Source organism: Cupriavidus sp. 96C5-1 (genome assembly GCF_057798855.1).
The window spans coordinates 35,935-62,651 of the sequence record NZ_JBYOJU010000003.1 but is presented as its reverse complement, the minus strand read 5'-3'; the positions used below and the strand labels follow the sequence as shown (position 1 = coordinate 62,651).

29 protein-coding genes and 1 tRNA gene are annotated in these 26,717 nt (G+C 66.1%); 12 read left to right on the top strand and 18 right to left on the bottom strand.

What is annotated here, in order from left to right:
- The first annotated feature begins 332 nt into the window (after positions 1-332).
- The 7 genes from AC3FOF_RS04965 to AC3FOF_RS04935 are packed head-to-tail and all read left to right on the top strand — an operon-like array spanning position 333 to position 3,237.
- Complete coding sequence (locus tag AC3FOF_RS04965; RefSeq protein WP_488725955.1) at positions 333-770, top strand: hypothetical protein; 438 nt, start codon at positions 333-335, stop codon at positions 768-770.
- The gene (locus AC3FOF_RS04960) at positions 767-1,594 is read left to right on the top strand and encodes a KilA-N domain-containing protein (RefSeq protein WP_488725954.1); all 828 of its coding nucleotides are present in this window, start codon (positions 767-769) and stop codon (positions 1,592-1,594) included. The genes AC3FOF_RS04965 and AC3FOF_RS04960 overlap by 4 nt, the downstream gene beginning before the upstream one ends.
- A complete protein-coding gene (locus AC3FOF_RS04955; protein ID WP_488725953.1) occupies positions 1,591-1,842 on the top strand; it encodes a hypothetical protein in 252 nt (83 codons plus the stop codon). The genes AC3FOF_RS04960 and AC3FOF_RS04955 overlap by 4 nt, the downstream gene beginning before the upstream one ends.
- Positions 1,835-2,203: a hypothetical protein gene (locus AC3FOF_RS04950; protein ID WP_488725952.1), complete on the top strand. Its 369-nt coding sequence runs from the start codon at positions 1,835-1,837 to the stop codon at positions 2,201-2,203. Before AC3FOF_RS04955 ends, AC3FOF_RS04950 begins: the two co-directional genes overlap by 8 nt.
- The gene (locus AC3FOF_RS04945) at positions 2,200-2,322 is read left to right on the top strand and encodes a hypothetical protein (protein ID WP_488725951.1); all 123 of its coding nucleotides are present in this window, start codon (positions 2,200-2,202) and stop codon (positions 2,320-2,322) included. Before AC3FOF_RS04950 ends, AC3FOF_RS04945 begins: the two co-directional genes overlap by 4 nt.
- 4 nt (positions 2,323-2,326) lie before the next feature.
- Positions 2,327-2,983: a hypothetical protein gene (locus tag AC3FOF_RS04940; RefSeq protein WP_488725950.1), complete on the top strand. Its 657-nt coding sequence runs from the start codon at positions 2,327-2,329 to the stop codon at positions 2,981-2,983.
- Entirely contained in the window at positions 2,980-3,237 is a 258-nt protein-coding gene (locus AC3FOF_RS04935; protein WP_488725949.1) for a helix-turn-helix transcriptional regulator, read from the top strand. Before AC3FOF_RS04940 ends, AC3FOF_RS04935 begins: the two co-directional genes overlap by 4 nt.
- 19 nt (positions 3,238-3,256) lie before the next feature.
- Here the strand turns inward: AC3FOF_RS04935 and AC3FOF_RS04930 are convergent, their stop codons facing one another.
- Complete coding sequence (locus tag AC3FOF_RS04930; protein ID WP_488725948.1) at positions 3,257-4,309, bottom strand: site-specific integrase; 1,053 nt, start codon at positions 4,307-4,309, stop codon at positions 3,257-3,259.
- A gap of 229 nt (positions 4,310-4,538) precedes the next feature.
- Here AC3FOF_RS04930 and AC3FOF_RS04925 point away from each other — a divergent pair, with 229 nt between their 5' ends.
- The 4 genes from AC3FOF_RS04925 to AC3FOF_RS04910 all read left to right on the top strand — a co-directional run bounded on the left by AC3FOF_RS04925 (position 4,539) and on the right by AC3FOF_RS04910 (position 6,859).
- Positions 4,539-5,330 (top strand): class I SAM-dependent methyltransferase, encoded by a 792-nt coding sequence (locus AC3FOF_RS04925; RefSeq protein ID WP_488725947.1) that lies wholly within the window; start codon positions 4,539-4,541, stop codon positions 5,328-5,330.
- A gap of 98 nt (positions 5,331-5,428) precedes the next feature.
- Positions 5,429-5,866 carry a ribonuclease HI gene (gene rnhA / locus AC3FOF_RS04920; protein ID WP_035814918.1) on the top strand — a complete coding sequence of 146 codons (438 nt, stop codon included), beginning with the start codon at positions 5,429-5,431 and terminating at the stop codon, positions 5,864-5,866.
- A gap of 69 nt (positions 5,867-5,935) precedes the next feature.
- A complete protein-coding gene (gene dnaQ, locus AC3FOF_RS04915; RefSeq protein WP_017229242.1) occupies positions 5,936-6,673 on the top strand; it encodes a DNA polymerase III subunit epsilon in 738 nt (245 codons plus the stop codon).
- Positions 6,674-6,784: 111 nt separating this feature from the next.
- Positions 6,785-6,859: transfer RNA gene (locus tag AC3FOF_RS04910), tRNA-Val, on the top strand.
- A gap of 330 nt (positions 6,860-7,189) precedes the next feature.
- On the opposite strand, the gene AC3FOF_RS04905 is transcribed toward AC3FOF_RS04910, so the two are convergent.
- The 6 genes from AC3FOF_RS04905 to AC3FOF_RS04880 form a co-directional block, all read right to left on the bottom strand.
- Positions 7,190-8,014, bottom strand: a complete 825-nt coding sequence (locus AC3FOF_RS04905) for an IclR family transcriptional regulator (RefSeq protein ID WP_488725946.1) — start codon at positions 8,012-8,014, stop codon at positions 7,190-7,192.
- 247 nt (positions 8,015-8,261) lie between these two features.
- Positions 8,262-9,068: an SRPBCC family protein gene (locus AC3FOF_RS04900; protein ID WP_488725945.1), complete on the bottom strand. Its 807-nt coding sequence runs from the start codon at positions 9,066-9,068 to the stop codon at positions 8,262-8,264.
- Positions 9,058-9,534: a (2Fe-2S)-binding protein gene (locus AC3FOF_RS04895; RefSeq protein ID WP_017229244.1), complete on the bottom strand. Its 477-nt coding sequence runs from the start codon at positions 9,532-9,534 to the stop codon at positions 9,058-9,060. Before AC3FOF_RS04895 ends, AC3FOF_RS04900 begins: the two co-directional genes overlap by 11 nt.
- Before the next feature lie 10 nt (positions 9,535-9,544).
- Positions 9,545-10,411, bottom strand: a complete 867-nt coding sequence (locus AC3FOF_RS04890) for an FAD binding domain-containing protein (protein WP_276269009.1) — start codon at positions 10,409-10,411, stop codon at positions 9,545-9,547.
- Complete coding sequence (locus AC3FOF_RS04885; protein ID WP_488725944.1) at positions 10,404-12,698, bottom strand: xanthine dehydrogenase family protein molybdopterin-binding subunit; 2,295 nt, start codon at positions 12,696-12,698, stop codon at positions 10,404-10,406. Before AC3FOF_RS04885 ends, AC3FOF_RS04890 begins: the two co-directional genes overlap by 8 nt.
- 61 nt (positions 12,699-12,759) lie before the next feature.
- Positions 12,760-13,740: a Bug family tripartite tricarboxylate transporter substrate binding protein gene (locus tag AC3FOF_RS04880; RefSeq protein ID WP_276269007.1), complete on the bottom strand. Its 981-nt coding sequence runs from the start codon at positions 13,738-13,740 to the stop codon at positions 12,760-12,762.
- Between the two features lie 321 nt (positions 13,741-14,061).
- On the opposite strand from AC3FOF_RS04880, the gene AC3FOF_RS04875 reads away from it, so the two are divergent.
- A complete protein-coding gene (locus AC3FOF_RS04875; RefSeq protein WP_488726115.1) occupies positions 14,062-14,610 on the top strand; it encodes a MarR family winged helix-turn-helix transcriptional regulator in 549 nt (182 codons plus the stop codon).
- A gap of 249 nt (positions 14,611-14,859) precedes the next feature.
- Here AC3FOF_RS04875 and AC3FOF_RS04870 read toward each other — a convergent pair whose 3' ends face one another.
- The 11 genes from AC3FOF_RS04870 to AC3FOF_RS04820 all read right to left on the bottom strand — a co-directional run bounded on the left by AC3FOF_RS04870 (position 14,860) and on the right by AC3FOF_RS04820 (position 26,623).
- Positions 14,860-16,155: an MFS transporter gene (locus tag AC3FOF_RS04870; protein WP_276269011.1), complete on the bottom strand. Its 1,296-nt coding sequence runs from the start codon at positions 16,153-16,155 to the stop codon at positions 14,860-14,862.
- Positions 16,156-16,459: 304 nt separating this feature from the next.
- On the bottom strand, positions 16,460-17,416 hold the full coding sequence (locus AC3FOF_RS04865) for a PDR/VanB family oxidoreductase (protein ID WP_488725943.1): 957 nt from the start codon (positions 17,414-17,416) through the stop codon (positions 16,460-16,462).
- Positions 17,417-17,479: 63 nt separating this feature from the next.
- On the bottom strand, positions 17,480-18,469 hold the full coding sequence (locus tag AC3FOF_RS04860; protein ID WP_488725942.1) for a VOC family protein: 990 nt from the start codon (positions 18,467-18,469) through the stop codon (positions 17,480-17,482).
- A 45-nt stretch (positions 18,470-18,514) separates the two neighbouring features.
- A complete protein-coding gene (locus AC3FOF_RS04855) occupies positions 18,515-19,987 on the bottom strand; it encodes an aldehyde dehydrogenase (protein ID WP_488725941.1) in 1,473 nt (490 codons plus the stop codon).
- Positions 19,988-20,011: 24 nt separating this feature from the next.
- The gene (locus AC3FOF_RS04850; RefSeq protein ID WP_276266814.1) at positions 20,012-20,818 is read right to left on the bottom strand and encodes an aspartate dehydrogenase; all 807 of its coding nucleotides are present in this window, start codon (positions 20,816-20,818) and stop codon (positions 20,012-20,014) included.
- Positions 20,819-20,830: 12 nt separating this feature from the next.
- A complete protein-coding gene (locus AC3FOF_RS04845) occupies positions 20,831-22,546 on the bottom strand; it encodes a thiamine pyrophosphate-binding protein (RefSeq protein WP_488725940.1) in 1,716 nt (571 codons plus the stop codon).
- A complete protein-coding gene (locus AC3FOF_RS04840; RefSeq protein ID WP_017229224.1) occupies positions 22,539-23,342 on the bottom strand; it encodes an SDR family oxidoreductase in 804 nt (267 codons plus the stop codon). Before AC3FOF_RS04840 ends, AC3FOF_RS04845 begins: the two co-directional genes overlap by 8 nt.
- Positions 23,343-23,347: 5 nt before the next feature.
- Positions 23,348-24,178 carry an IclR family transcriptional regulator gene (locus AC3FOF_RS04835; RefSeq protein WP_276266817.1) on the bottom strand — a complete coding sequence of 277 codons (831 nt, stop codon included), beginning with the start codon at positions 24,176-24,178 and terminating at the stop codon, positions 23,348-23,350.
- Positions 24,179-24,238: 60 nt separating this feature from the next.
- The gene (locus tag AC3FOF_RS04830; RefSeq protein ID WP_017229226.1) at positions 24,239-24,775 is read right to left on the bottom strand and encodes a cupin domain-containing protein; all 537 of its coding nucleotides are present in this window, start codon (positions 24,773-24,775) and stop codon (positions 24,239-24,241) included.
- A 17-nt stretch (positions 24,776-24,792) separates the two neighbouring features.
- The gene (locus tag AC3FOF_RS04825) at positions 24,793-25,563 is read right to left on the bottom strand and encodes an SDR family oxidoreductase (RefSeq protein WP_276266818.1); all 771 of its coding nucleotides are present in this window, start codon (positions 25,561-25,563) and stop codon (positions 24,793-24,795) included.
- A complete protein-coding gene (locus AC3FOF_RS04820) occupies positions 25,556-26,623 on the bottom strand; it encodes an aromatic ring-hydroxylating oxygenase subunit alpha (RefSeq protein WP_276266819.1) in 1,068 nt (355 codons plus the stop codon). Before AC3FOF_RS04820 ends, AC3FOF_RS04825 begins: the two co-directional genes overlap by 8 nt.
- Positions 26,624-26,717: the final 94 nt, after the last annotated feature.

The following is a 26,717-nucleotide window of genomic DNA, read 5'->3' as shown; positions in this document are numbered from 1 at the left end:
CACATCAATATACTTTTCTTAACGGAGTGTAGCAGATGGCAGACAAGCGGAGCGCAACAGTAGTCGTAAAGGTGCGGCCCGAGGTCCGGGATTGGTTGGCTCAGCAGGCAGCGGATCAGCTACGGACCATTTCCGGGCAGGCTTGCCTCATCCTAGAGGAGGCCTTTCGGCAACATGCGCGCGCCGAGAACAAAGAGGAGAAACAGACACAAATCGAATAGCACAGCCCAAAAACAAAGAGCCGCACCAGTTAGCAGCTGGTGCGGCTCTCCCGGGAAACAACGTTAGCAGCGTCACTTCCCAACTTCAATCTTCAGCATTGGACTCTAACCATGCAAAAAGACACTACCCCGCTGGGGCAGGTGGGAATCCCCACGCCTCGCACTTTAGCAGACACCTGTACTATCCCCAAGAAGTTTGGGGGGGAATCGCTGCCGGTGTTCTTCGACAACAACAGCGAAGACGGCGACGATTTCGGTGATATGGTCCCTAGCGGCCTTCGCCTGACCGCTGCGCGGGACTTCCGAAAGCTCGCGAGCGGCCTCGACGGCATCCGGGCTATCGCCCGCGTCTTGAATGCCTTCGAGACCGAGCAGCGTGGCCTGGCCGATGCAGACCCGGGTCAAGAGCAGTCCTATACGGTGATCTCACCGCGGACTACCGCCGGCCTGCTGGACGCAATCGCGATCCTGGCCGAATCCCTGGGCCGCGACACGTACTCGCTGGCCAGCGACATCACTCGCGACATGGCAAAAGGCGGTGCCCAATGACCGCGCTCATCCTACTCGGCATCAAGATCGGCAACGACGCGGATGGGCGCTACTGCCTGAACGACGTCCATCGTGCGGCGGGGGGCGAGGAGCGCCATAGCCCCAACCGCTGGACACGCACCGACGCATATCAAGCGCTCGAGGCAGAGCTAACGCCAGAAATGGCGCTAGCTCCAGCGGAGTCCATTCGCGGCGGCGCCGCGCCGGGCACCTACGTCTGCAAGGAACTGGTCTATGCCTATGCGATGTGGGTTAGCGCTGCGTTCCACCTGCGCGTCATCCGCGCCTTTGACGAGCTCATTTCTGGCGATGCCGAAGCCGCGGACCGTATCGCTCGCGGCCAGGCTAAGGCAGCGCCCAACAAGATCGTCGGCGAGCTCGCCATCCTTGAATGCTTCACGCGGTTGCTCCGGCCTTCCCCGTCTTCGCAGGTAGCGATGCTGGAGAAGATTGCCGAGCAGAACGGACTGAAGGCTGACTTTCTGCCTGGCTACGTCGTCGACGCCCCGGCCGACGTGGACGGATCTTCGATGCCGACGGCACCGATCACGAAGCTGCTGCAAGAGCATCGCATCGCGACCACCGCCATCGCCTACAACGAGCTGCTGCGCGACGCCGGGATGATCGAGCAGCGGACCCGCAAGAGCACCACCAAGGGCGAGAAGCGATTCTGGTGCGTCACCGAACGCGGCCAGCGCTACGGCAAGAACCTGACGAACCCGTCATCGCCACGGGAAACGCAGCCGCACTGGTATGTAGACCGATTCAGTGAGCTGCATCGGATCGTGTCGGGCCGTCTGCTTGGGAATGGAGGTGCCCAATGACCACCACCGCCAAGCAAGCGCCGCGAGTCGCTGAGGCTGCCAATCGCATCAACACTGTCTCCAACATCCTTGGCGTCCTGCTCTGGGTTGCGGAGAAATGCGAAGACGCACACGACCTCGAACAGTTCCACTCGTTGGCGCTCGAGCTTGCCCCCCGTATGGGCGTAACGCTCGAGCTGGCAGTACAGGACTTGGGAGAGATCCGCACCGGCCGCTTCGAATTGGACGGAGAGCCCCGCCATGGCTGATACCAAGATTGATAAGCCTGCAACCGCAGATGAGGCCCTGCTCTGGCTGTGGAATCGCTCGTGGCAAGGCATGAGCATGGGCGAGCTCGAATGGTTCGGAAAGCTCTCCGACCAGGCTGAGGTCGAGTTGCGCAGCATTGCCGATGTGCTGTCTGACGCTGGCTGCAGGACTGGCCTAACTGGTGCGGGTGGGATCGACGAAGAAGCCCTATCCGGCATTCTGTTCACCGCAGCCAACACTGCGCGCAATGCTGCCGCAATGGTGTTTGTCGCTGGCGAGGCCGAGCACATCCAGAAGAACTTTGACCGCTACAACCCGGAGCGTGGGAGTGCCGCCAAGAAGACCGGAGGCAAGCAATGATCCGCCCGCACATCCGCCGCTGCGGCCTGGGTGGCTACTGCGCCAGCCGCTACTTCAACTCCCGCCGGCGCGCGCTGCGTCGCCTGGCTGCCGCCTTCTGGCGCTTCCTGGGAGCCTGACATCATGAACGGAAATCTGAACCGACTGCCGAAGTATGCAGTGGATCTGCTCATCGCCGCGAAATCAGTAACCACGCCGGCTGTCAACGCGAGCCCAGGCATGCTGGACGATTCGCTGCAGCAACTGGGGGCTGCCATTCACACGTTTGAGGCAGCTATGCCGCTGGTCGACGGTGTAATTCAAGAAGGGGCCAGCCAAACGCAATTCCAGGCCCTCGGCGCGATGCTGGCGGAGTACCGTGCCGGCACCCGTGCCTTTCCCACCTATGCCGAGCTCGCCGCCCTCGTCGGTAACGATCACGACGGCCATGCGGCAATCAATGCCGTGGCGCAACCGACCGACGCACGCGCCCAGGCCTCGTTGGCTGCAGTGCGCTCAGACGTCGCGGGAATGCTGAACAACTCGGACGAGGCAGACCCTCGATACAACGAGGGCTTCAACAACGCAGTCTTGGGGGCTATCGGTTGCATCGAGGCCGCAGCTGCTGCAGCCAAGCCGAGCGTGGACCAGGCCGAGCAGGCCGCCAGGCACCTACTTGAGACGGCAGCGAGTCTGTGCGACCAACAGGCTGCCGAGTGGGATTCTGACGGGGTGGTGAGCAACAAGAACTATGCAGCACACTGCGCGGCGCTGATCCGCGCAATGGGAGGGAGGCAATGAGCACGATCAGCGCGCTGTACCTGCTGGTCGGCAGATTTGGGAACGCCACCCTGCTTGACTTCGATCAGGCCTGCGAGGCCTTGGCGCTCACAAAGAGTTGGGGCTACAAGCTCTCGTCGGCCGGCACATTCCCCGTGCCGTTGCGCAAGGTGGGGAACAAGATGTACGCCGACATTAGGGACATAGCCAGCCATCTGGACAGCGAGCGGGAAAAGGCAGAGGCGGAGTACCAGCGCTCACGTCCCAGCCGCTGATACCTCGCCACCAGCATCTTTAGGCCACAACGCGCAGTTGTGGCCTTTCTCTTTTGTGGACCGCTTCCGGCTTGATGTGCGTATAGCGACGCAGCATTGCCCAGGTCTTGTGCCCCGACATCAGTTGCACCTCGGGGATGGTGAACCCTCGTTCGAAAAGCCGGCTGATGCCGTCATGGCGCAAATCGTGTAAGTGAAGGTCGACGATCTTGAGTTCCTCGACCGCCTTAGCGAAACGTCGAGATACCGTCCCTCGAACATACGGGAAGATAAGTGGTTCGTCCTCAGTGCGCGGCTGCCGCAGGATGATCTCCATCGCCTCCGCGAGCAGTGGCACCTCCTGGTCGTTACCCTTCTTCTCCCGAGGATCCTTTCGGTCACGAATGATGATCGTCCGCGCAGCCTCATTGAAATCCTCCCATCGAATGGAAGTGATCTCACCAGCACGCATCCCCGTAGCAACAGCGAAGTCGACGATGTCCCACATAGGGATCTGCTGCCGCTCACACTCTCGGAAGTAGCCCTTGATCGCCGCGAGTTCCTTCTCAGTGGGCCGCCGACTCCGAGTATTCGAGCTGCCCACCAGGCCGAGAAATTTCAGCGTCTCCCTGGCCGCCGGGACCGGGTTCGCGAATTCCTTCAGCTTGAACAAGCCATGAGCCGCTCGGAAAACCGTGGAGAGGTGGCTGATGTTCCCCGCGATAGTCGACGGCGTGCTCCCGGCGTTACGGCGCTCCAGGGCAAAATTCACGATGGTCTGCTCTTCGATACGCCGGAGTTCTACGTGGCCGATCTCCCGTTTGATCAGGCCGAAGTCCGCCAGTTTGCTGCTGCCGATCGGCTTGATCTTTCCAACCTCTTTGATGTAGCGATCGATCAGATCCGCCAGCGTCATGTATCTGGTTGTCTTGTCTGTCGCGATGATGTTCTTGCCGAGCTTGATGTCCGACTCGATCTGATCGGCCCATCGCTCAGCATCTGCGCGCTTATCGAAAGTGCGATTTATGCGCGGGTGGCCCTTCCGGGTGACCGTCGCGCGAAACTTCCCTCGGTGTTCGATAATCGACGCCATGGAATCACCCGCCCCTACAGGTAGAATTGCGATGAGCAAACCCAGCCACCATCTGCGCCTCGCCAGGACTATCCATCCAAATTTGGCGGCGCCATCTGGTAGCAAATTTGGTAGCAATTCTACCTCAAACGGTGGTATGTAGCAGAAAACAGCGGAAAGAATCCGTCCGAAATTTCAGGCACAAACCGCGAAGACACAAGGCATTCCGGGTGCTACCAAGGGATTCAGGATGAGCAAAGGCGCGATTATAAATTGGGAAGACTGGCTTGCCTCGCCCCCCGGGCAATACATGCTCGAGTGGGAGCAGGGTCAGTACGACCGGACCGTCGTGGACATCTTCGGCTACCACGCCGTGCAGTTCGGCCTGCCCCACATCGACACCCTGCGCGAGAACCGCATGCCGTTCTCGGCGCTGGCGCTCGCCCCCGGCAGCGGCCCTCACGGCCCGCGGGCCGTGGCCGACGCGCGCCAGCTGCTGTGCCGCTTCGACGAACTGCCGTTCGCGACGCAAAGCATCGATCTCATCACCCTGCCGCACATCCTGGAATTCTCCGAGGATCCGCACGAAGTGCTGCGCGAGGTATCGCGCGTGCTGATGCCCGAAGGCCGGGTGGTAGTCACCTGCTTCAACCCCATGAGCCTGTGGGGCGCGCGCCAAGGCCTCAAGCGGCTGGGCGCCGACCCCTTCCTGCCCAACGACAGCCAGTCGATCGGCTTCGTACGCATCAAGGACTGGCTCAAACTGCTGGGCTTCGATATCATCCGCGGCCGCTTCGGCTGCTACTGCCCGCCTTACCGCACCGAGCGCTGGCTGCAGCGCGCCGCCTTCATGGAAAAGGCCGGCGACCGCTGGTGGCCGATCTTCGGTTCAGTCTATATGATCTCGGCAGTCAAGCGCGTGCGCAATATCCGCCTGGTCGGCCCCGCCTGGAAAAACGCCAAGCCCGCGCTGTCGCCAGTCGCCGCGCCGGTTGCCACGCCCACCGGCACGCACGGCAAGGCGCCGGGCGACGAGCATTAAGCGGCACGGCCTCACCCCCATTTACCCTGGGGCCGGCGCCACCCAGGCGCCGGCCCCAGCCTTATCCAGCCCTAATCGAATCCATGCAAGCCAACGAAATCGAAGACGTCATCATCTACTCGGACGGCGCCTGCAAAGGCAATCCCGGCCCAGGCGGCTGGGGCGCCGTGCTGGTCGCCGGCAGCAACGAGAAGGAAATGTTCGGCGGCGAGAACAACACCACCAACAACCGCATGGAAATGACCGCCGTGATCGAAGCGCTGCGCGCGCTCAAGCGGCCCTGCCGGGTCAAGGTCTATACCGACTCCCAGTACGTGCAGAAAGGCATCGGCGAATGGCTGCCCGGCTGGAAGGCGCGCGGCTGGAAGACCGCCGACAAGAAGCCGGTCAAGAACGCCGACCTCTGGCAGGAAATGGACAAGCTGGCCCAGCCGCACGATATCTCCTGGCACTGGGTGCGCGGCCATAACGGCCACCCCGGCAACGAACGCGCCGACGCGCTGGCCAACCGCGGCGTGGCCTCGCTGAAAGGTTGAGAAGCTTAAGAACGGGGATCAGGGCAGCCTTTCGCAGCCCGCTTCCCTCCTCCGGTTAAAATGCCCGCCATGCGACAGATCGTTCTCGACACCGAAACCACCGGCCTTAACGCCGCCAGCGGCGACCGCCTGATTGAAATCGGCTGCGTGGAGATGCTTAACCGCCGCCTCACCGGCCGGCACCTGCACTTCTATGTCCATCCTGAACGCGATATCGATGAAGGCGCGATCGCGGTGCACGGCATCACCCTGGAATTCCTGGCCGACAAACCCAAGTTCGCGGAAGTGGCCGAGGAGATCCGCGAGTTCGTCCAGGATGCCGAGCTGATCATCCACAACGCACCCTTCGACCTTGGCTTCCTCGATATGGAATTCAAGCTGCTCGGCCTGCCGCCCTTCCGCGAGCACGCCGGCAACGTGATCGATACGCTGCGTGAAGCGCGCCAGATGTTCCCCGGCAAGCGCAACTCGCTCGATGCGCTATGCGACCGCCTTGGCGTCAGCAATTCGCACCGTACCCTGCACGGCGCCTTGCTCGATGCCGAATTGCTGGCCGAGGTCTACCTCGCCATGACGCGCGGCCAGAACTCGCTGGTGATCGACATGCTCGACGGCGGCGGCGAAGAGAGCGATGCCGTGGCCGCCACCGACCTCTCGCGCCTGGACCTGCCCGTGCTGATGGCCAGCGAGGAAGAAGCGACGGCTCACCTTGCCGTGCTCAAGCAACTGGAGAAACCCAGCGGCGGGAAAGTCGTGTGGAAGGAAGCGCCAGCGGTGCAGGCTGAGCCCGCCGTTGTGGCCGCCTGAAAGCCGACCAGGCAGCTTTTTACGGAAATTTCCAAAAAGGGCTTTACAAGATACAACGGCACTGACATAATCTTGTTTCTCTGCAGCACGGCAGCAACAACGCAGCAGCAGGGGTGGTTAGCTCAGCGGTAGAGCACTGCCTTCACACGGCAGGGGTCACAGGTTCAATCCCTGTACCACCCACCAGAATACGGTGAAGAGCAAAGGACTTGAGGCGATAGCCCAAGTCCTTTTTTCTTTGGTGCCGCAGGAATCCCTGCCATCGATTCGCAGGCCCTGCCTTGAGCACATCCCAGGCGTGCCGCCGTAGCCGCGACTCAATCCGCCCCCGCTTCCAGGCCGCGCCCAAGCGTCCGTCATGCGGGGCGGAGGGTATGGAGATGATTGCCCACCGCCACCAACCGGCGCCCCCCCTCCTGTAATGAATGCGGCCATGTCTACGGTGTCCTGCCGCCCCAGCCCGCACCATGACTATCCGGAGCGTCTTGCCGATGTCGTTGCGGCCGGCCAGTCCGCCTAGAAATTGACCACCGCCCCGCCTTCGGACGGCCGGTAGTCCAGCAGCCGGGACAATTCCCCCGCAGCACGCCTCACCTGCTCCACCATGCCGTCCAGCCGTTCCGGATCGATCCGCGAGGCCGGGATGGTGGCGCCGAGCGCGGCCACCACCTTGCCGCTGCGGTCCCGCACCGGCGCGGCGATGGTCGAGATACTGGTTTCGAAGAAGCCTTCCTGCAGCACATAGCCACGCTGACGGTCGCGCTGCACCATGTCGAACAGGGCTTCGACGGTCTTGGGCGTGCTTTCCGAGAAGACTTCGAGCTGCGCTTCGGGATAGAGCGCGCGCAGTTCTTCCAATGTCAGGTCCTCCAGCAGCACGCGGCCCAGCACGGTGGCGTGCGCGGGGAGGCGGGTGCCGACGTTGACCGAACTGGCGAACGGCGTGGGGGCCACGGACTTGGCCGCCACGTAGACGATCGAGCGGCCGTCGCGTACCACAAGGTTGCACGGGTAGTTGATCTCGTCGCGCAGGCGGTCCAGCAGCGGGCGGCCGAGTTCGGTCAGCTCCAGCGAGGCGAGGTAGTCGAAGCCAAGGCGCAGCACCGCCATGCCGAGCCGGAACTCGCGTCCGCCGTCGGTGCGCTCGACAAAGCCCATCATCTCCAGCGTGGTCAGCAGGCGGAACACCGTGGAGCGCGGGACCTGGAGGCGGCGCGCCAGTTCGGCCGCCGACAGGGTTCTCTCGTTACGGCTGAACTCGCCCAGCAGGCGCAGACCGCGCTCCAGTCCCGGCACGATGTACTTGTCCTGGAGATCGGTGGGCTCGACGGCGTCTGTCATGGTGATATATCTCTGCGAATGGAGTGCTTGGAGTGCGCTGGCTTTGCTATATGGTAACGGCTTTGGGTTCAGCCCCGCCCTGCCGCCGTTGCGGGCTGCGCACCTTGCTCCCGATGCACCCGTCCGCGACTGTCCGATATAACACGCTCCGCGCCTATCCTCCAGCACTTCAGCCACCAATCCGTCCGGGACACGGTCATTGCCCCCCCCTGTCGAGCACGGGTCGAGCCCCCACCCGCCATCTCGATCACTTCAAGTAATCGCGCAGCCAGGCGGCGCACTCGCCGGCGTGCTGTGCCGGCCAGCGCACGATGATGGTCGCGTTGGGCTGCCGCACTTCGATGCAGATATCCGTCAGCGGGCCCCGCTCCATGCAAGCGCCGCTCGCGGCCTGGGGCCGGGCAAACAGCCGCGACCACCAGCCTGCGCCAGCCCGGCCGTTTTGAGCGCTGTGGGCCGGGCAGGCAGCCAGCCGCGCGGGCACCGCTCCCGCATCGGGGGCTGGCAGCTCAGTCACGGCTGGTCTTGCCGGCGCATCGGTGTCCACCTCCGCTTGCGCTACGGCCGAACCATCCGGCGCCGGCACTGCCTCTTCGGCGATCGCAGCGGGCACCACCAGCCGCGCCGCCAGGTTGGCGCCGAACTCATCCCACATCCGGTCCGCCTTGGTCTTCATCACGCTCAGGCCGAAGGTGCCCAGGCGGCCCAGCACGTCCACGCTGATCTTCATGCGCAGCTCGGTCTGGCCGTCCGCCAGCCCGGTCAGGAAAATCTCGCTCGACTGCCTGAGCGAACTGGCCACCGAGGCGTCCTCGCCCGTGCCTTCGCTACGCAGGTAGTTGGGTGCGCGCATCTCGACAATATGGGTCTTGATCCTGAAGCGCGCGCTGACAAAGGCGATCTTCACCTGGATGTGCGAGATGTACTCCACATCGCTGACCACTTCGATCGACTGCATGCCCGGCACGCAGCCGCCCATCACGTTGGGATCGAGCAAGAGGGCCCACACGCGCGCCGGTGCGGCGCCGGCGACCAGGGTTTTTTCAATTTCCACGCATTTTCTCCGCAGCGCACAGAATGGATTCGACGATGCCGACGTAACCGGTGCAGCGGCACAGGTTTCCATTCAGGCCAGCGCGGACTTCCTCTTCCGTGGGGTTGGGGTTGTGCGCCAGCATGGCGCAGGAGGTCATCAGGAAGCCGGGGGTGCAGTAGCCGCACTGCAAGCCGCCGCATTCCATGAAGCTTTGCTGCAACGGGTGCAGTTCGCCGCCGGCGCTCAGGCCCTCGACAGTGGTGATGTCGCGGCCGCGCGCCTGCACGGCCAGCATCAGGCACGACTTCACGACTTCGCCGTCCACCAGCACCGAGCAGGCGCCGCAGATGCCGGTCTCGCAGCCACGCTTGGTGCCGGTCAGGTTCAGGTCGTCGCGCAGCAGGTCCGACAGCAGGCGGCGCGCGGGGACGTCCACGCTGTGCGCCTCGCCGTTGACGGTCAGTTCGATATGAATCTTTTGCATGGGGGAATCCTTATTCCGCTGCCAGCCCGAACAGCGTGGCGATGCTTCTGCGCGCCACGGCCCGGACCATTTCGCGGCGATAGTCGGCATTGCCGCGCATATCGGAGATGGGCTCGATGTCGGCGGCGACGATGTCCGCCGCCTCGGCCGCCACCGCCAGCGTGACTGCCTTGCCGGCAAGGAACGCCTCGGCGCGCCGCAGGCGCACGGGGATCGGCGTGGATGCACCAACCGCCAGGCGTGCCTCGATGCAGGCTGTGCCCGCGCGGCGCGCCAGCAGCGCCACGCTGGCCAGCGGACGATGCTCGGCCGCCGTACGCAGGAAGCGCGCATAGTGGCCAACCGCATCGGGAGCCATCGCCGGAATGCGTATCCCGGTAACCAGCTCGTCGGGCGCTAGCGCCGTGGTGTAGTAATCGACCAGGAACGCCTCCATTTCCAGCACGCGCTCGCCATTCCTGCCCGCGACCAAGACTTGCGCCTGCAAGGCCATCAGGCATCCCGGCGGGTCGGTGGACGGATCGGCATAGCAAAGGTTGCCGCCGATGGTGCCCTGGTTGCGCACCTGCGGATTGGCCACGCGCCCCGCCATGCTGGCGAGCATCGGGCAATGCGCCTGGACCAGCGGCGAGCGCGCGATCTGCGCGTGCAGTACCAGCGCGCCAATGCGCAGGCCGCCGCGCGGGTCGTACTCGATGTTGCGCAGCGCATCGAGCCGTCCGAGCGAAACGAGCTGGCTCGGCGCCAGCATGCGCTGGCGCATGCCGAGCATCAGCGCGGTGCCGCCGGCAATCACCCGGCACGCGTCGCCGAGATCGGTCAGCATGCGCACCGCCTCCTGCACCGAGGCGGGCTCCAGAAACTCGAAATCACGCATGGTGCGCCTCCTTGTCCATGCGCTCGCGCAGCGCGGCCAATACCTTCTCCGGTGTGATGGGCAACGATGTGATACGCACGCCAATGGCGTCGTAGACAGCATTTGCGATGGCGGCGGCGCCCGGCAGGATGGCGGTCTCGCTAGCGCCCTTGGCGCCATAGGGCCCGTTGGGATCGTTCGATTCCACCACCTCCGTGCGCAATGCGGGCACGGCATCGGCGGTGGGCATGGTGTAGTCGGCGAAATTGCCGTTCAGGATGCGGCCATCCTCGACCTGCAGGTGCTCGTACAGCGTCCACCCGATCGCCTGCACGGTGGCGCCGTGCGTCTGCCCGTGCACCGCCAGCGGATTGATGGCCTTGCCGCAGTCGTCCGAGACGAAGCTGTCGATCACCGTGACCTGTCCCGTTACCGTATCCACCTCGACCTCAACGGCCTGCGCCGCAAACGAGTAGGCCGGGGCGATGTTGCCGTAGTAGCTGGCGTCGTGCATCACGGTTGGCGCATCGTAGGTGGCGCGTACCATCAGCCCCTCGCCACCGTGGCGAAAGATATGCAGGCGCGCGATCTCGGCGAGCGTGGCCTGCCTGCCGGCGTCGTTGCGGGCGCGGATCACGCCGTCCGCGATCTCCAGTTCGTCGCGCGGCACGCCGAGCTTCTCCGCCGCAACGGTCAGCAGTTTCAGCCGGGCCTCGCGCGCGGCGCGCATCGCGGCGTTGCCTGAAATGATGGTCACCCGCGAAGCGAGCGAACCAAGGCAGAACGGCGCCGCATCGGTGTCCGGCGTGGAGACGGTGACGTGCGATAGGGGAATGCCCAGCTCCTGCGCGCAGATCTGGCTGAGCATGGTGTTGGCGCCCTGCCCCATATCGCACTCGCTGGTGAGCAGCATGGCGCGGCCGTCCTCGTTGACCTTGAGGACGATGGTCGAGCCGTCCCAGTTGCCCAGCGTGCGGTTGCCGCTGACGTGCATGGCGGCCGCGATGCCAAACCCGCGCCGGCGCGTGCCGGCCTGCATGGCAGCGGCGGCGCGGCGGGCATCCCACCGGATCGCCGCGCGGGCCTGCTCGAGGCATTCCACCAGGCCGCTGCTGCCGATCTTCCAGCCGTGCACGCTGACATCGCCGGTGCGGATGGCATTGCGCTTGTGGACTTCGATGGGATCCATGCCGAGCATGTCCGCCAGCATGGTGAGATGGCTATTCAGCGGGAACTGCATCTGCTGGCCGCCAAAGCCGCGGAACGCCCCGCGCGGCTGCGTGTTGGTATAGGCGAGTACCGCGTTGGAACGCACGTTCTCCACGCGATGCATGTTGTCGCTGCGCATGGCGGTCACGTGCATCACGTCGCCGGCCAGGCCGGCATAGGCGCCGCACTCGGCCACGATCCGGACGTCCTTGGCGACGATGAGCCCTTCGGCGTCGAGGCCGATCTTCAGCCAGACCTGCGCCGGCACACTGGACCGCGCACCGAGAAAATCTTCCAGGCGGTTGTTGACGAAGCGCACCGGACGCGCCAGCCGGCTCGCCAGCAAAGCCGCGATCAGGCTGTTGTTCTCCTCCACGATCTTGGCACCGAAGCCGCCACCGGTGACCGCCTGGATCACGCGGATGGTGGACACCGGACGATCGAGCGCTTCGGCCATGCGGGCGCGCGCCAGGAAGACCGATTGCGTCGACACCCATACCGTCAGCCGGCCATTGCCATCCTGCGCGGCCACCGTGGCCATCGGCTCGAGGTAGCCCGGATATTGCGACTGCATGTCATACGTCGCCTCGTGGACCACCGCCGCGCGGGCGAAGCCGGCTGCGATATCGCCGCGCTCGATATGCATCTCGTGCGCGATATTGCGCGTGCCCGGATGAAGCTCCGCCGCGCCTTCGGCAAGCGCCGCTTCGGGACTGAGGATGGCGGGCAGCTCCTGGTACTCCACGCGGATCAGGTCCAGCGCATCGCGCGCGGTTTCCTCATCGACAGCGGCGACCGCCACCACCTCCTCACCCACGTAGCGGACCACGCCGGCGGCGAGGATGCGCTGCTCCTTGCGATGCGGGCCCCACAGCCGCGACGGCGTGTCATCGCCGCTCAGCACCAGTTTGACGCCGGGCAGCGCGCGCGCCGCCGCGGTGTCGATGCGCACGATGCGGGCATGCGGATACGGACTGCGCAACACCTTGGCGTGCAGCATGCCGGGCAATTTGATGTCACCCGCATACTGGGCGCGCCCCAGCACCTTTTCACGCGCGGTGACTTGCGGCGTGGATGTTCCCACTGTCGACGTGCTCAAGCCGACCTCCTGCTTGTCTGAAAACGATGAATGAACCGGCGCCAGCTGCGCCGCCGGCACGTCACTCGGCGCTGATGCCGAACTCCCTGATGACCTTGCCCAGCCGCTCGTAATCGGAGGCGTTGACCCTTTCCAGCACGCCAGGGGCGCCGCCCACCGGTACCGCGCCGAAGGTGGCCATCTTCTCTGCGACGTCAGGCATCCTGACGATGTCGTTGAACTGCGCGTTGAGCAGCTTCACCACCTCGGCCGGCGTGCCCCTGGGCGCCATCACGCCGTGCCACGCGCCCACGATGACGTCCTTGTAGCCAAGCTCGGACAGCGTCGGCACATTGGGCAGCAGCGGCGAGCGCTTCGGATCGGTCACCGCCAGCGCCAGCAGCTTGCCGGTGTTGATGTACTGCGCCACCGGCCCCAGCGTGACGTAAGCAAAGGTCACGTGGCCCGCGACGACGTCGTTGACGGCGGGCGCCACGCCCCGGTAGGGCACGTGCTGGATCCGCACGCCCGCGGCGCGGTTCAGCCATTCACCGGCGATGTGCATGGGCGAACCCGCGCCTGGGCTCGCGTACGTCAGCGGCTTGCCGGCTTTCGCCGCGGCGACCATCTCCTGCACGGACTTGATGCCGGCGCCCGGATAGGCCACCAGCAGCACGGTCTGCGTGCCGGTCTGGATCACCGGGGTGAAACCATGCAGCGCGTCATAGCTGGAACTGGCCGGAAGCTTCAATACCATCGGCGCCGTGGTGAACGGGTTGGGCGTGAACAGCAACGTGTAGCCGTCCGCCGGCGCGCGCGCGACCAGGGTATTGCCCAACACGCCGCCGGCGCCCGGCTTGTTCTCTACGATGACTGGCTGCTTCAGCCGTATCGACAGCTTCTCCGCATACATCCGCGCCATGGAATCGGTATCGCCGCCAGGTGGGTATGCCACCACGAGGGTGACCGGCTTGGCGGGATAGGCATGGGCAAGCGCGCTGCCGGCGCCCAGCACAACCGCGGCGGTCATCGAAACAAGGATCTGTCGTCGGGCAAGGTTCATCTTCGGCTCCTGTGGGGGCGCATCGCGGTTGCGGAGAAGGGCATCGCGAATGCAGTGTTCAGCACGATGAAAAGGACGGAAACGCATTCGATGTGCGTTTTATTGGTAAAACACTGACCCAGGAGAGAAACGTGATTACTATCGTAGATTGTGATTGTTGACTACTCAACTTACGTTAAACACCAATTGACATATCGGTTTGAAAGTAGATTTCTTCCAGGCCAGATACGCGGAGAGCCGCGTAGCCAGGCGATCGCCCCGTGAGACAATCGAGCCCCGATTACCCGCCGCCAGGCGTGCAGATCAAGAGACATGGATCAGATGAAGCGCGAAGCGAGCCCCGCGCAGGGCACCGCTGTGCAGCACGAAGCCGATAGCCCCTGGGAGGCGCTCGATGAGGAAGGAAGCGGGCTGGTCGTCGACGATTTCCTGACGACCATGCTGAGCCAGCTGGTGAACGCCTTGCGGCGCAGCGTCACCCTGCCCTATGCCGAACAGTTCGAACTCACCGTGCCCGAATGGCGCCTGCTGGCGCTGCTGGCGCCTGCGCGCCGCTTGCCGTTTGCCGAACTGGTGGTGCAATCGACCTCGGACAAGGCGCTGGTCAGCCGCACCCTGCGCCTGCTGGAAACCCGCGGGCTGGTGACGATCGACGCCGAGGGCAATACGCCGCGCAAGAAACTGCTCTGCAGCATCACGCAGCAAGGCCTGGCGCTGCATGAGCAGGTGATGCCGCTGGCAAGGAAGAGCCAGGCAGCGGTGATCCGCCTGCTGGAGCCGGAAGAGCGCCGGGCGATGTACCTGGCGTTAAGGAAGCTGCATGGCTTGTGCGTGACGCCCGGGCGCAAGGACGCCACTCCGGGCGAGTGATGAGCGCTTGGCGGGCGACAGATGCGCCAAAACCGCCGGCCATGACGACGGCTTTGACTCCCTCTCGCCTCAAGGGGAGAGGGTTGGGGAGAGGGGTAGCTTAGCTAGGAGCCACGGGAAGCGAAGCCAATGGTGTAACCCAGCGCGGCGGCATTTGATACGCCCGCCCTCTCCCCCGGCCCCTCTCCCACAAGTGGGAGAGGGGGAGCAAACCACCGCAAGCGCTTGCCACCAGGCGCTTCGCGCGCCTCAGGCCTCGAGCTGCTCGAGCACCTTGCCCTTGGTCTCGATGCCGAGGAAGTGGATGGTCAGCGCGGCCACGAACGGCACCAGCGCGAGTGCATAGAAGGCGCTGCTGAGGTTGCCGGAGCCGATGGTGTTGGCAACCAGCGTCGGCGCGAAGATCGCCGCCAGCTTCAGCCACGCGCCGCCGAGCCCGCATCCCATTGCCCGGACGCTGGTGGGATACAGCTCCGGCGTGTACACATAAGCCGTGATAAAGCCGCTTGCCAGGAAACCCAGGGACAGCGCGCACAGGGTGGCCACGACATAAACCGATTCCGCATGGAACACCCCGGCCAGCGCGAGCGACAGCGCGCACAGGATGAACGAGACGTTGATCACCGGCTTGCGGCCCACCTTGTCGACCACCATCGCGCACACCAGCGAGCCGATCACGCCGAGCACGGAGGCGCCGGCGGCAAGGTTCAGCGCCAGTTGCAGCGGCGCGTGGTACACCGTCTTGTAGATGGTCGGCAGCCAGGTCGACAGGCCGTACTGGATAAAGCCGCAGGTGGCCCACAGCATCCAGACCGCCAGCGTGCGCCCGATATAGGCCTTGCCCAGCAGGTCCTTGACGCTCCGGCGCGGGTGTTTGTGGGTCATCGCGTCATAGGCGGACACATCGCCCAGCGGTGCCAGCGGCCCCTTGGCGCGGGCCTCGAATACGGCCAGCGCGCGATCCGCCTCGGCCAGCCGGCCCTTCTCCGCCAGCCAGCGCGGCGACTCGGGAATGGCCCGGCGCAGGATAAAGAACAGGATCACAGGGGCACCGCCGATGAAGTACATCACGGTCCAGCCGAAGCGCGGCACCAGCCATGCACCGGCCGCGTTGGAAATCAGCAGCCCGATCGGGAACACTACCTCGTACAGCAGCACGAAGCGGCCGCGCCCGTGCGCCCGCGTGACCTCGTTGATATAGGTGGCGGCCACCGGCAGTTCGCCACCCAGGCCGAGACCCTGCACGATGCGCAGCAAGGCGAAGATCTCGAACGAGGGCGCGAAGCCGCAGGCGATGCTCATCAAGCCGATGATGCCCGCGCTCCAGCCGATCGAGTGCAGGCGGCCGAAGCGTTCGGCCAAGGCGGGAAACAGCAACGCGCCGATCAGTTGCCCTACCGAAGGCGCCGCGATCAGGAAGCCGATCTGCGCTGGCGTCAGCGACCACATCGAGATCAGCAGCGGCAGCGTGGCGGCGATGGCGATCACGTCGAAGCCGTCGAAGAACGTTGCCAGGCCGATCAGCAGCCGCGCCCTGACATGCATGCCATTGCTGGGCAGGCGCTCGATGCGCGCGATGATCTCGCCGCGGGTGGGCCCCGCGGATGGACTTGCTCCGCCGGTCTCCGCGGCAGCAAGGGTGCCGCCGTCCGTCGTCATTCTGCTGGATAGGGTCGGCATGCCCTGCGCGTTCGCCTCGGCGGACGCGGCCTCTTGTCTCTGGATCAACACGGTGTTTCTCTTCTAAAGGGTCTGAGGCAGGCAGCCGCCTCGCGCTGGCGCATGGCGGGCTGTGCCGCGCAATCGCCGCCACCGTCCGCGCCGCGTTGTGCGGCGCGCGGTGGTCCGCTTACAGGTCCAGGACCAGGCGCTTGCCTTTACAGCCTGATACGCAAACCATCATGGTCTGGTTCGACTCGCGCTCGCTCTTGCTGAGCACGCCGTCGCGGTGTTCGGGAATGCCTTCCAGCACGCGCGTCTCGCACGAGCCGCATACGCCTTCCTTGCAGCTGTGCTCCACGGCAATGCCCGCTTCGAGCAAGGCATCCAGCAAGGACTTGCCTGCCGGCACCTTCAGCTCGCTGCCGGTGCTGGCGAGTGCCACGGTGTACTCGCCGTCCTGCACTGCCGCCACCGACGGGTCGGCCGCGAAACGCTCGATATGGACTTCGGGGTAGCCGTGCGCGGCGCAGGCGGCCTCGAAGGCATTCAGCATCGGGCCGGGGCCGCAGCAGTAAAAGTGCGTGGTGGCCGCCTGTCCCGCCAGCAGCGCCGGCAAGTCCGGCGGGCTGCCTGCTTCGTCGTCGAAGTGCATGCGCACCGCGTCGCCGTAGGCGGCCAGCTCGTCGGCAAAGGCCGCTTCCGCACGCGAACGCGCGCAGTAGAGCAAGGTGAACGAGCGCCCGAGTTCATGCAGCCGGCGCGCCATGCAGACGATGGGCGTCACGCCGATGCCGCCGGCCACCAGCACCGTGTGGGCCGCGCCCTCTTCCAGCGCGAAGTGGTTGCGCGGCGCCGCCACGGTGAGCGTGCTGCCCACCCGCAGCTGCTCGTGCACGTAGCGCGAGCCGCCGCGGCTGGCGCGGTCCAGCAGCACGCCCACCACGTAGCGATCGCGCACTTCCGGCGCGCCGCACAGCGAGTAGCTGCGCACCAGGCCGTTGCCCAGGTGCAGGTCGATATGCGCGCCGGGCGCGTAGGCCGGCAACTCGCGCCCGTCCGGGTCGCGCAACTCCACGCTGACGATGCCACGCGCTTCGAAACGCATGGCCTGTACGCGCAGGGTCAGGGATTGGCTGGTACTCATGGCACTTCCTTGTGTTGCTACGGTGCTTTGTCTTGCCTTGTTGCCTATACTGCCGCGCTGCGCTCAGCGCTTCTCGGTCAGGAACTTGCCCTGCGGGCCGCCCGCGTTCTTCTGCCTGCGCGTGTTGCCATCCAGCCCGCCTTCCACCGCCCACTCGGCGAACATGGTCGGTCCCGGCTCGAAATCGCGCGGCTCCCAGTGCGCATCGAGCTGGTCCTCGTCCGCGTAGTACTCGATCAGGCCACCGGCCGGATTCTTGAAGTACCAGAAATAAGCCGAGGAAATCGGATGCCGGCCCGGGCCGAGCTGCGTTTCCCAGCCGCCGCGCGACACATGCAGGCCGCCGCCGAATACTTCATGGATGTCGCGCACGGTGAACGCCACATGGTTCAGGCCGCTCTTGGCCTGCGGCAGCTGCAGCAGGAACAGGTCGTGGTGGCCGCCTTCCGGCGCGCAGCGCAGGAAGGCGCCACGGCCCGGATAGTGGTCCGACGGCACGAAGCCCAGCTTCTCGGTGTAGAAGCGCTCGGTGGCCGCCACGTCCTTGACGAAGAACACCACATGCCCCACTTCGATCGGCGTGGCGCGCTCGTAGATCGGGCTGCGCTGGTTCAGGCGCGGCTTGTCGTTCCACGTGTTCATCGCGGCGCACTCCACTGCGATCTCGCGCTTGCGGGTCAGCTGGAAGCGCACGGCGAGGCCGTTGGGATCGGTGCAGCCCACCCGTTCGCCCTGCCCGCCCTGCACGCCGTGCTCGCCCGTGCTGACGAAGCCAGCCTCGGCGCGAATCGCATCAGCGATCTTGTCCAGCGCGGCCTGCGTGTCCACGCCCCACACCACTTCGCGCAGCGTCGGGCCGTCTTCCATCGCCGCCGGCAATGCCGGGTCATCGGTGCGGCGCACCAGCACACGGCAGCCGTTGAGCGTTTCGAAATCCAGCCCGGCCGCGTCCTCGCGCACCAGCGTGAGGCCCCAGTCGGCGAAGAAGCGCCGGCAGGCGTCCAGGTCGTCGGCACCGTAGACGATCTCGTCGATGCCCAGAATCGTGTTCATTGTTCCCATCTCCTGCTGTGTCGTGTCCAACGTCGGCATGCTCGCTTAGTTAGCCCACGGCAGCGGTTGCTCATGCATGCCCCAGTACACGCTCTTCTGCTCCATGTACTGCAGGATGCCCAGTCGTCCTTTCTCGCGGCCCAGGCCGCTGTCGCGCCAGCCGCCGAACGGCGTCGAGATCGAGAACTGCTTGTATGTATTGATCCACACATTGCCGGCCTGCACCGCGCGCGCGAAGCGCCAGGCGCGCTTGTAGTCGCGCGTCCACACGCCGGCCGCCAGCGCGTACACGCTGTCGTTGGCCTGCGCGATCAGGTCGTCCTCGTCGTCGAAGGCCATCGCCACCAGCACCGGCCCGAAAATTTCCTCCTGGCACACGCGGGCGCTGTTATCCAGTCCTTCGATGATGGTCGGCGTGTAGAAGTAGCCGTTCTCGCATCCCGCCACCGTGGGACGCAAGCCGCCGGTGCGCAGCTGGCCGCCTTCGGACACGCCGAGCGCCACATACGATTCGATCGAGTCGCGATGGCGGTCGCTGATCAGCGGCCCCATCTGGGTGCGTTTGTCGGCCGGGTCGCCCACGCGCAGGCGCGCAGCGCTCTCGGCCAGGCGGTCCATGAAGGGCTCATACAAGGAACGTGCCACGAACAGCCGCGAGCCGGCGATGCAGGATTCGCCCGAGGAGCTGAAGATGCCGTAGAGCACGCCGTTGACGGCGTGGTCCAGGTCCGCGTCCTCGAACACCATGGTGGGCGACTTGCCGCCCAGCTCCAGCGACACCGGCATCATCTTGTCGGCGGCGATGTGGGCGATATGGCGTCCCGTGGCGGTGCCGCCGGTAAAGGACACGCGGCGCACCAGCGGATGCTTGGTGATGGCGTCGCCGATCACCGAGCCCTTGCCGGGCAGCACGCTGATGAGGCCCTTGGGCACACCGGCTTCCTCGCAGATCGAAGCGAGCTCCAGCGCCATCAGCGGCGTGATCTCGGCGGGCTTGATCACCACCGCGTTGCCGGCGGCCAGCGCGGGCGCCAGCTTCTGCGCCTCGCTGGCGATGGGCGAGTTCCACGGCGTGATCGCCGCCACCACGCCCATGGCTTCATGCACGCTCATGGTGAGGAAATCACCGCGGGCGGGCGTGAGCGTCTCCTCCAGCGTCTCGCAGGCGGCGGCGAAGAACTGGAAGGTGCCGGCGGCGCTGGCCACCAGCGCGCGCGTCTCGCTGATGGGCTTGCCGTTGTCCAGGCGCTGGCGCTGCGCGAGAGGCTCGGCGCGCGCGCGGATCAGGCCGGCCACGCGATGCAGCACGGCTGCGCGCTCGTGCGGCTTGCGCTGGGCCCAGCCGCTGGTGAGGAAGGCGCGATGCGCGCCCTGCACCGCCTCTTCCACGTCGTCCAGGCTGGCCGCGTTCAGTTCCGCGACGACCTCACCGGTGGCCGGATAGCGCGTGGCGTAGCGTTCGCCGCCGCCCAGGCGCCACTGGCCTGCGATGCAGATGGGTAGAATCTCTTGCTTCATGATGATTGCCTTGCTGGGCCCTGCTTAGATCGACATGGCGTGGGCACGGTTGCCCAGCGCACGCACCACGCTGAACACCGTCAGCGCTGAAGTCTTTGGGTTCGCCGCCAGCGGCTTGCCGCGCATGGTCAGCTCGAAACCGCCGAAGGCGCCGCGCGCGTCGACGTGGTGCACGTTTTCAATCACGCCCGGATCGGCCAGCAGCTTGACCTGCGTTTGATCCAGCCCGAGCCCGGCCACCGACAGCGTGGCCGCCACATTGGCGTTCTTCGGGTAGAGCCGCGCCGCTTCGCGGGCGGTCCCTTCGAAGATCACCGTGGCCTCGGTCAGCGCGTCGAGGTCGAACAGCGCCTCGGCCGGCGTATCCTTCCATGCGCCGGGCGGCTTGCGCCCGGTGTAGACCACCGAGTCCAGACCGCCAACGCGCGCCGCGGCCAGCGCGTCGATGGCGCCGATCGCGCCGGAGAGCAGCTGCACCTGGGTGCCGCCACGCCGCGCCGCCGCTTCCAGCCGCTCGGCCAGACCCGGCTCGGAGAGCGCGCCCACCGACACCACCATGCAGGCGATGCCGCGCTCCAGCGCCGGCACGATGTGCTCCTCCAGCGCCTGGTGGCCGGCGCACTCCACCAGCAGGTCGGGCCGTCCGTCGGCCTGGCTCAGGCAGGTGGCGACGCGAGCGTGCGGCGCCAGCGCGGAGACGGCGTGGCGGGCCTGATCCATCTGGGCTTCGGGCACCACCACCACGTCGAACACCACGTCGGGATCGTTCTTGAGCAGCTCGAGCACACCGAGCCCGATCGCCCCGCATCCCACCATCGACACGTGCAGCATGTTGCGTCCCCCTCAGGCGGTCACGGTGCTGCGTTCGGCCGCGCGAGCGGTGTTTTCAGCATCGGCTTCCTTGTTGACCGGCGGGCCGGCGAAAGCGGTCTTGAAGGTGCCGATGGACAGCATGTCGATCTCCAGCAGGAACGGGCCGGGTTCGACGGTGGCTTCTTCCAGCGCGGCGCCGACCTCCGCCAGGTTGCTGACGCGGCGATGGCGCAAGGCCAGCGCTTGCGACAGCTGTGCATAGTCCGGCGTGTGCAGGTCCACGTAGTGGCGCCGTCCGCCGTACTGCGCGTCCTGGATGTTCTTGATCACGCCGTAGCCCTTGTCGTTCATCAGCACGAAGACCACGTCGGCACGCTCCTGCACCGCGGTGGCGAGTTCGCCCAGGTTCAGGATGAAGCCGCCGTCGCCGGCCAGGCAGAAGGTCTTCTTGCCGGAAGACGTGACCGCCGCGCCGACTGCCGCACCGATGCCCATCGCCAGGCCCTGGCCGATGCCACCGCCCAGCGCATGCACGCCGGCACGGGAATCGAAGATACGCAACTGGCGATTGCCCCAGGTGCTGTTGGAAACGGTGACGTCGCGCACCCAGTTGAAATTGCGGCCTACCGCGCCCTGCAGCGCGTCCACCAGCGCCGAATACGGACCCAGGCCATCGATCAGGCCGCCCATGGCGGTCTCATGCGCGCGGCGCAGGTCGGCGGCGAATGCCGGGTCCACCTTGAGCTTGCCCTCCAGGCGGTCGGCCAGGCCCTCGAGCGCCAGCGCCGCATCGCCGCTGGCGAAGTAGTCGCTCTGGTAGCAGCGGCCTTCGGCGGAGGCATCGGCATCCACGCGGAACAGCGGGCGCGGCAGCTTCAGTTCGTACTTGAGCGTTTCATTGCCGCGCAGGCGCGAGCCCACCACCAGCATGGCGTCGCAGGTCTGATAGAACTGTTCCACCGGCTTGTGCAGGTTGAATGCGCCCAGCGAACGGGGATCGTCTTCCGCCACGATGCCCCGGCCTTGCGTGCTGGTGACCACGCCAAAGCCCAGCGCCAGCAGGCGCTTGACCTGCGCGCCGGCGTGGCGCGCGCCGCCGCCCAGCCACAGCAGCGGGCGTTTTGCCTTGGCCAGGCGCTCGGCCAGTTCGTCCAGCGCATGTGCCGCGGGCACGTGGGTAGGAATCGCCAGCGGACGCAGGTCGGTCGGCATCGGGATCAGCGCGGCCTGGATGTCGATGGGAATCTCCACGCTGACGGGGCCGCTCGGCGCGGTCAGCGCGGTCTGCACGGCCAGCTTGATCGTGCTCAGCGCGGTGTCCGCGCTGCGGATGCGAAAGGCGGCCTTGGAGATGGCCTTCAGCATGGTCAACTGGTCGGGTGCTTCGTGGATGTAGGCGAGGCTCTGGTCCAGGTAAGGCGTTTCGATCTGGCCGGTCAGGTGCAGCAGCGGCGTGCCGGCGGTGAGCGCTTCCACCATGGCGCCGGCGGCATTGCCGGCGGCGGTGCCGGTGCTGGTCAGGCAGACGCCGAGGCCGCCCGTGGTGCGGGCGCAAGCGTCGGCCATGTTGGTGCCGCCCGCTTCGCCGCGCGCGGGAACGAAGCGGATCTTGCCGCGCTCGCCCATCGCATCGAGGATGGGCATGTTGTGGATCGAGATCACGCCGAACGCTGCCTTGACGCCGCATTGTTCGAGGAAGGCGGCGATGGCGTAGCCCACCGTGACTTGTTGCTGTTCGTTACGCATGACGGGAAAGTCCTCCGGAAATATCGATATGGCTGCCCGTGGTGTACGAAGACAACGGCGAGGCAAGGAACAGGATCGCGCGCGCGGCTTCCTGCGGCTGGCCAAGACGGCCAAGTTGAATATGTTTTTGCTGCGCCAGGCGCGCGGTCCACGCGGCCCAGTCGAGCTCGCGCTCGGCCTCCGGGCGTGCTTCGAAACGCCGGCGCCACTGGCCCGACTCGACCAGGCCGAGCAGGATGCCGTTGACGCGGATGCCCTTGGGGGCGAATTCGGTGGCCAGCGAGCGCACCAGGTTATGCACGCCGGCACGCGCTGCCGACGTTGCCACCATATGCGGCTCGGGTTGCACGGCCAGCAGCGAGTTCACGCAGACGATGGCACCGCAGCCGGAACGCTCCAGCTGCGCAAGGAAGGCGCGCGTGGCATGAATCACCGAGAAGAACTTGAGCTGCAACTCTTCGAGCCATGCCGCGTCCTCGGTGCTGGCGAAGGTGGAGACACGGCCCTGTCCGGCATTGTTGACCAGCATGTCGGCCGGGCCGAGCGCGGCTTCGCTCGCAGCGGCGAAGGCTGCCACCTGCGCAGGCTCCAGCACGTCGCAGGCGGCGGCATACAGGCGGGCATCCGGGAAGCGTGCGCGCAGGCCGGCTTGCGCTTCGCGCAGCCGCGTTTCGTTGCGGCCGCACAGCGCCACCGCGGCGCCGGCCTCCAGCAGCAGTTCGACGGTGGCCAGGCCGATGCCCGAGGACCCACCCGTGACGACGGCGACCTTGCCGTCGAGTTCAATCATGGACATCGTCCTCACTCCCGATACAGGTTGACCACCTTGCCGTGCTCGCGCGGCCGGTAGTCCAGCAGGCGAGACAACTCGCCCGCGGTGTCTCTGACTTTCTCTTCCATCATGTCCAGCTGCTCCGGATCGATGCGCGAGGCCGGGATGGTGACGCCGAGCGCCGCGACCACCTTGCAGCTGCGGTCCCGCACCGGCGCCGCGATGGTCGAGATACTGGCTTCGAAGAAGGCTTCCTGCAGGACCACCCCGCGCTCGCGGTCGCGCTGCACCATCTCGAACAATTCTTCGACCGTACCCGGCGTGCTGGGCGAGAACGCTTCCAGCCGCGGCTCGGGATAGAGCTGGCGCAACTCGGCCAGCGTCAGATCCTCGAGCAGCACGCGCCCGAGCACGGTGGCATGCGCCGGCAGGCGCGTCCCCACCGTGACCGAGCTGCTGAACGGCGTGGGCGCCACCGACTTGGCCACATAGACGATCGAGCGGCCGTCGCGCACCACCAGGTTGCACGGGTAGCGGATGTCGTCGCGCAGGCGGTCCAGCAGCGGGCGTCCCAGCTCGGTGAGTTCCAGCGAAGCCAGGTACTCGAAGCCCAGGCGCAGCACCGCCATGCCGAGACGGTAGTCGCGGCCGCCGTCGGTGCGCTCGACAAAGCCCATCATTTCCAGCGTGGCCAGCAGGCGGAACACCGTGGAGCGCGGCACCTTGAGCCGGCGCGCCAGGTCGGCCGCCGACAGGCTGCGGTCGCGGCGGCTGAACTCGGCCAGCAGGCGCAGGCCGCGCTCCAGTCCCGGCACGATGTACTTGTCCTGGCTGTCTTCCGGAAGGCGTTCTTGGGTCATGGGATGGCTTCTGTTTCAATTGGGCCGGCGCCCCGGGACGGGGTACCGGCCATGCGCCGCTTAGCGCTTGACCTTGGTGAGCGGATGCTCGGGCGGGTAGGTCGGCGTGATCGGCTTCCTGGCGCCGAGCATCACGCACATCAGCGCATCTTCCTCGCCGATATTGATTTCCTCGCGGTACACGCCCGGCGGCACCGAGACCAGGTCGCGGTCGGTCAGGATGGTCTCGAAACGCTCGCCGTCCTTTTCCAGGATCAGCTTGATCTTGCCGCGCAGGACGAAGAAGACTTCTTCCACGTCCGTGTGCAGGTGCGACGGGCCTTCATGCCCGGCCGGGATGATCATGGTCGAGAAGGTGAAGTTCTCGGACGGCACGGTATTGGTATCCGCTGCCACGCCGGTGCCGCCGGTACCGAGATAGCGCATCTGCGCGCGGCGGTACTTGGGATCGTAGTCAGCCTGGAACTTCAGCGCGTCCCAGTCGTAGCGGCGGGTGGAGAAACGCGCCACGCGGCTCTCCATCCACTGGTCGAAGGAAGCGCCGGACGGCTGCTCCCAGGAACGCTTGATGTTGTCTTGTTGGGAAAGATCGCTCATTTGGATTCCTTCTAGGCTCAGTGCATGACGAAGCCGCCGTTGACGGCCAGCGTCTGGCCTGTCACGAAGCGGGACAGGTCGGAGAGAGCAAACAGCACGGCCCCGGATACGTCCTCGGGTAGCTGTTCGCGGGAAATCGCGCGCTGCTCGCGATACAGGTCGCGCCGCTTCTGGGGCACGTATTCGGTGGCTTCCACCAGGGTCAGCCCCGGCGCGATGGCGTTAACCGTGACCTGGTCGTCGCCCAGCTCGCGCGCCAGCGACCGGGTCATGCCGATGATGGCGCTCTTGCTGGCCACGTAGGCCAGCAGGTTGGGCGCGCCCCACAGCGGCGTGTCCGACGCGAGGTTGACGATGGCGCCGCGGCCGCAAGCGCGCAGCGCCGGCAGGCAGGCGGTGGTCATCAGCCAGGTGCCGCGCACGTTGATATTCATCACGCGGTCCCAGGTGGCGATGTCGATGGCGCTGGCGTCGCGTCCGCCGGAGTCGGTGACGGCGGCATTGTTGACGAGGCCGTCCAGGCCGCCGAGACCGGCCGCTGCGGCGGCCGCGCAGGCCGTCACCGATTCCGGGTTGCCAAGGTCGAGCGCGAGCGGCAGCACCTTCAGGCCACGGGCCTGCATGGCGGCGGCTTCCTCCTGCAAGCGGTCGGCGAGGATGTCTGCCATCGCTACGGCCGCGCCGGCTTCGGCGATCGCCGTGGCAAAGGCCAGGCCGAGCCCGCGCGCCGCGCCGGTCACCAGCACGCGGCGGCCTGCCAGCAGCTTGTTGCGATCGATCTCAGGCATGGCTTGCCACCCCACCCACCGGCTTGAGCATGGCGACCGGTTCGTCGGCGACTTCCTGGTCGGCGCGGCGGCGCAGCAGGCGACGCACACGCGTGATGCCCACATCGTGCTGGTATAGCGTTTCATGATCGCGTGCGTTCGGCGCCATCATTTCCAGCACCACGCGGTCCTGCTCCAGCACGTCCCAGTGCAGGCCTTCCAGGCGGTTGCGGTACAGGAAACGCCACACATCGCGCTCCCAGCCCTGCACGTGGCGGGTGCGCCAGAAGAACACCATGCAGTGCGCCTCATCCACCGGCGTGGCAATGCCGACGATGCCGAAGGGGCCGCCGGGACCGACCTTGGCGCGGTAGGGAATCGCCAGGCGCAGCCACGGGGTGCCGGTCTCGCCGAATTCCACCCAGTCGAAGTTCACGCCGCGCTGGCCGGTCTTCTCGAACACCAGCCCGGTGTCGGTCTCGCGCACGGCCATCACGGCCTGCTTCTCGCCAGCGGCCATCGAGTGCGAGACCGCATGCAGGTAAGCGCCGTGCATCGGGTCCATCACGTTGTCGATGGCGTAGCGGTAGTTGCAGTCCCAATGCGCCACGCACAGGAAGTTGCTGTGCTCGTCGCTCTCCAGTTCTTCCGGCAGGCGCAGCGCATCGGCACCGCCCTCGCCTTGCACCGGGGGGCGCTCGCCGAACCACAGGAAGATGGCGCCGGCTTTTTCCTGCACGGGATAGCTGCGCACGCAGGTCTTGCCTTCGAGCGGGCAGCTGTCCACGGCCGGCACGCTCTTGACCTGGCCGTCGCCGCCGACCTCCACGCCGTGGTACCAGCAGGCCACGCGGTCGCCGAGGTTCCAACCCATCGACAGGCGCGCGCCGCGGTGCGGGCAGCGGTCTTCAAGCGCGTGCACCTGGCCGTCGCCATCGCGCCATAGCACGATGTTCTGGCCCAGGCGCGTAATGCCGATCGGCGCATGCGTGACTGCCCACGCCGCCGATACCGGATACCAGTAGTTATGCAGACCGGTGTTCAGGCGCGCCTCAGCACGCGCTTGCTTGTTCGATTCCATTGTTTGCTCTCTTGCGGGTACCGGATCGGGTCGCTGTTTCCGCTGGGCGCGCCTTGTTGCGCCGCCCGCCGTGACCCATCGCGTTGATGTTCTT

What these genes read in the sequence shown, in the direction of transcription:
- AC3FOF_RS04950 (WP_488725952.1), top strand. Translation starts at nt 1,835, where the DNA reads ATGGCTGATACCAAGATTGATAAGCCTGCAACCGCAGATGAGGCCCTG.
- AC3FOF_RS04940 (WP_488725950.1), top strand. Translation starts at nt 2,327, where the DNA reads ATGAACGGAAATCTGAACCGACTGCCGAAGTATGCAGTGGATCTGCTC.
- AC3FOF_RS04855 (WP_488725941.1), bottom strand. Translation starts at nt 19,987, where the DNA reads ATGAAGCAAGAGATTCTACCCATCTGCATCGCAGGCCAGTGGCGCCTG.
- AC3FOF_RS04895 (WP_017229244.1), bottom strand. Translation starts at nt 9,534, where the DNA reads ATGCAAAAGATTCATATCGAACTGACCGTCAACGGCGAGGCGCACAGC.
- AC3FOF_RS04960 (WP_488725954.1), top strand. Translation starts at nt 767, where the DNA reads ATGACCGCGCTCATCCTACTCGGCATCAAGATCGGCAACGACGCGGAT.
- AC3FOF_RS04965 (WP_488725955.1), top strand. Translation starts at nt 333, where the DNA reads ATGCAAAAAGACACTACCCCGCTGGGGCAGGTGGGAATCCCCACGCCT.
- AC3FOF_RS04830 (WP_017229226.1), bottom strand. Translation starts at nt 24,775, where the DNA reads ATGAGCGATCTTTCCCAACAAGACAACATCAAGCGTTCCTGGGAGCAG.
- AC3FOF_RS04850 (WP_276266814.1), bottom strand. Translation starts at nt 20,818, where the DNA reads ATGCTGCACGTGTCGATGGTGGGATGCGGGGCGATCGGGCTCGGTGTG.
- AC3FOF_RS04835 (WP_276266817.1), bottom strand. Translation starts at nt 24,178, where the DNA reads ATGACCCAAGAACGCCTTCCGGAAGACAGCCAGGACAAGTACATCGTG.
- AC3FOF_RS04935 (WP_488725949.1), top strand. Translation starts at nt 2,980, where the DNA reads ATGAGCACGATCAGCGCGCTGTACCTGCTGGTCGGCAGATTTGGGAAC.
- AC3FOF_RS04945 (WP_488725951.1), top strand. Translation starts at nt 2,200, where the DNA reads ATGATCCGCCCGCACATCCGCCGCTGCGGCCTGGGTGGCTACTGCGCC.
- AC3FOF_RS04880 (WP_276269007.1), bottom strand. Translation starts at nt 13,740, where the DNA reads ATGAACCTTGCCCGACGACAGATCCTTGTTTCGATGACCGCCGCGGTT.
- AC3FOF_RS04825 (WP_276266818.1), bottom strand. Translation starts at nt 25,563, where the DNA reads ATGCCTGAGATCGATCGCAACAAGCTGCTGGCAGGCCGCCGCGTGCTG.
- AC3FOF_RS04890 (WP_276269009.1), bottom strand. Translation starts at nt 10,411, where the DNA reads ATGCGTGATTTCGAGTTTCTGGAGCCCGCCTCGGTGCAGGAGGCGGTG.
- AC3FOF_RS04905 (WP_488725946.1), bottom strand. Translation starts at nt 8,014, where the DNA reads ATGACAGACGCCGTCGAGCCCACCGATCTCCAGGACAAGTACATCGTG.
- dnaQ (WP_017229242.1), top strand. Translation starts at nt 5,936, where the DNA reads ATGCGACAGATCGTTCTCGACACCGAAACCACCGGCCTTAACGCCGCC.
- AC3FOF_RS04875 (WP_488726115.1), top strand. Translation starts at nt 14,062, where the DNA reads ATGAAGCGCGAAGCGAGCCCCGCGCAGGGCACCGCTGTGCAGCACGAA.
- AC3FOF_RS04845 (WP_488725940.1), bottom strand. Translation starts at nt 22,546, where the DNA reads ATGCGTAACGAACAGCAACAAGTCACGGTGGGCTACGCCATCGCCGCC.
- AC3FOF_RS04840 (WP_017229224.1), bottom strand. Translation starts at nt 23,342, where the DNA reads ATGTCCATGATTGAACTCGACGGCAAGGTCGCCGTCGTCACGGGTGGG.
- AC3FOF_RS04870 (WP_276269011.1), bottom strand. Translation starts at nt 16,155, where the DNA reads ATGCATGTCAGGGCGCGGCTGCTGATCGGCCTGGCAACGTTCTTCGAC.
- AC3FOF_RS04930 (WP_488725948.1), bottom strand. Translation starts at nt 4,309, where the DNA reads ATGGCGTCGATTATCGAACACCGAGGGAAGTTTCGCGCGACGGTCACC.
- AC3FOF_RS04865 (WP_488725943.1), bottom strand. Translation starts at nt 17,416, where the DNA reads ATGAGTACCAGCCAATCCCTGACCCTGCGCGTACAGGCCATGCGTTTC.
- AC3FOF_RS04820 (WP_276266819.1), bottom strand. Translation starts at nt 26,623, where the DNA reads ATGGAATCGAACAAGCAAGCGCGTGCTGAGGCGCGCCTGAACACCGGT.
- AC3FOF_RS04860 (WP_488725942.1), bottom strand. Translation starts at nt 18,469, where the DNA reads ATGAACACGATTCTGGGCATCGACGAGATCGTCTACGGTGCCGACGAC.
- AC3FOF_RS04955 (WP_488725953.1), top strand. Translation starts at nt 1,591, where the DNA reads ATGACCACCACCGCCAAGCAAGCGCCGCGAGTCGCTGAGGCTGCCAAT.
- AC3FOF_RS04925 (WP_488725947.1), top strand. Translation starts at nt 4,539, where the DNA reads ATGAGCAAAGGCGCGATTATAAATTGGGAAGACTGGCTTGCCTCGCCC.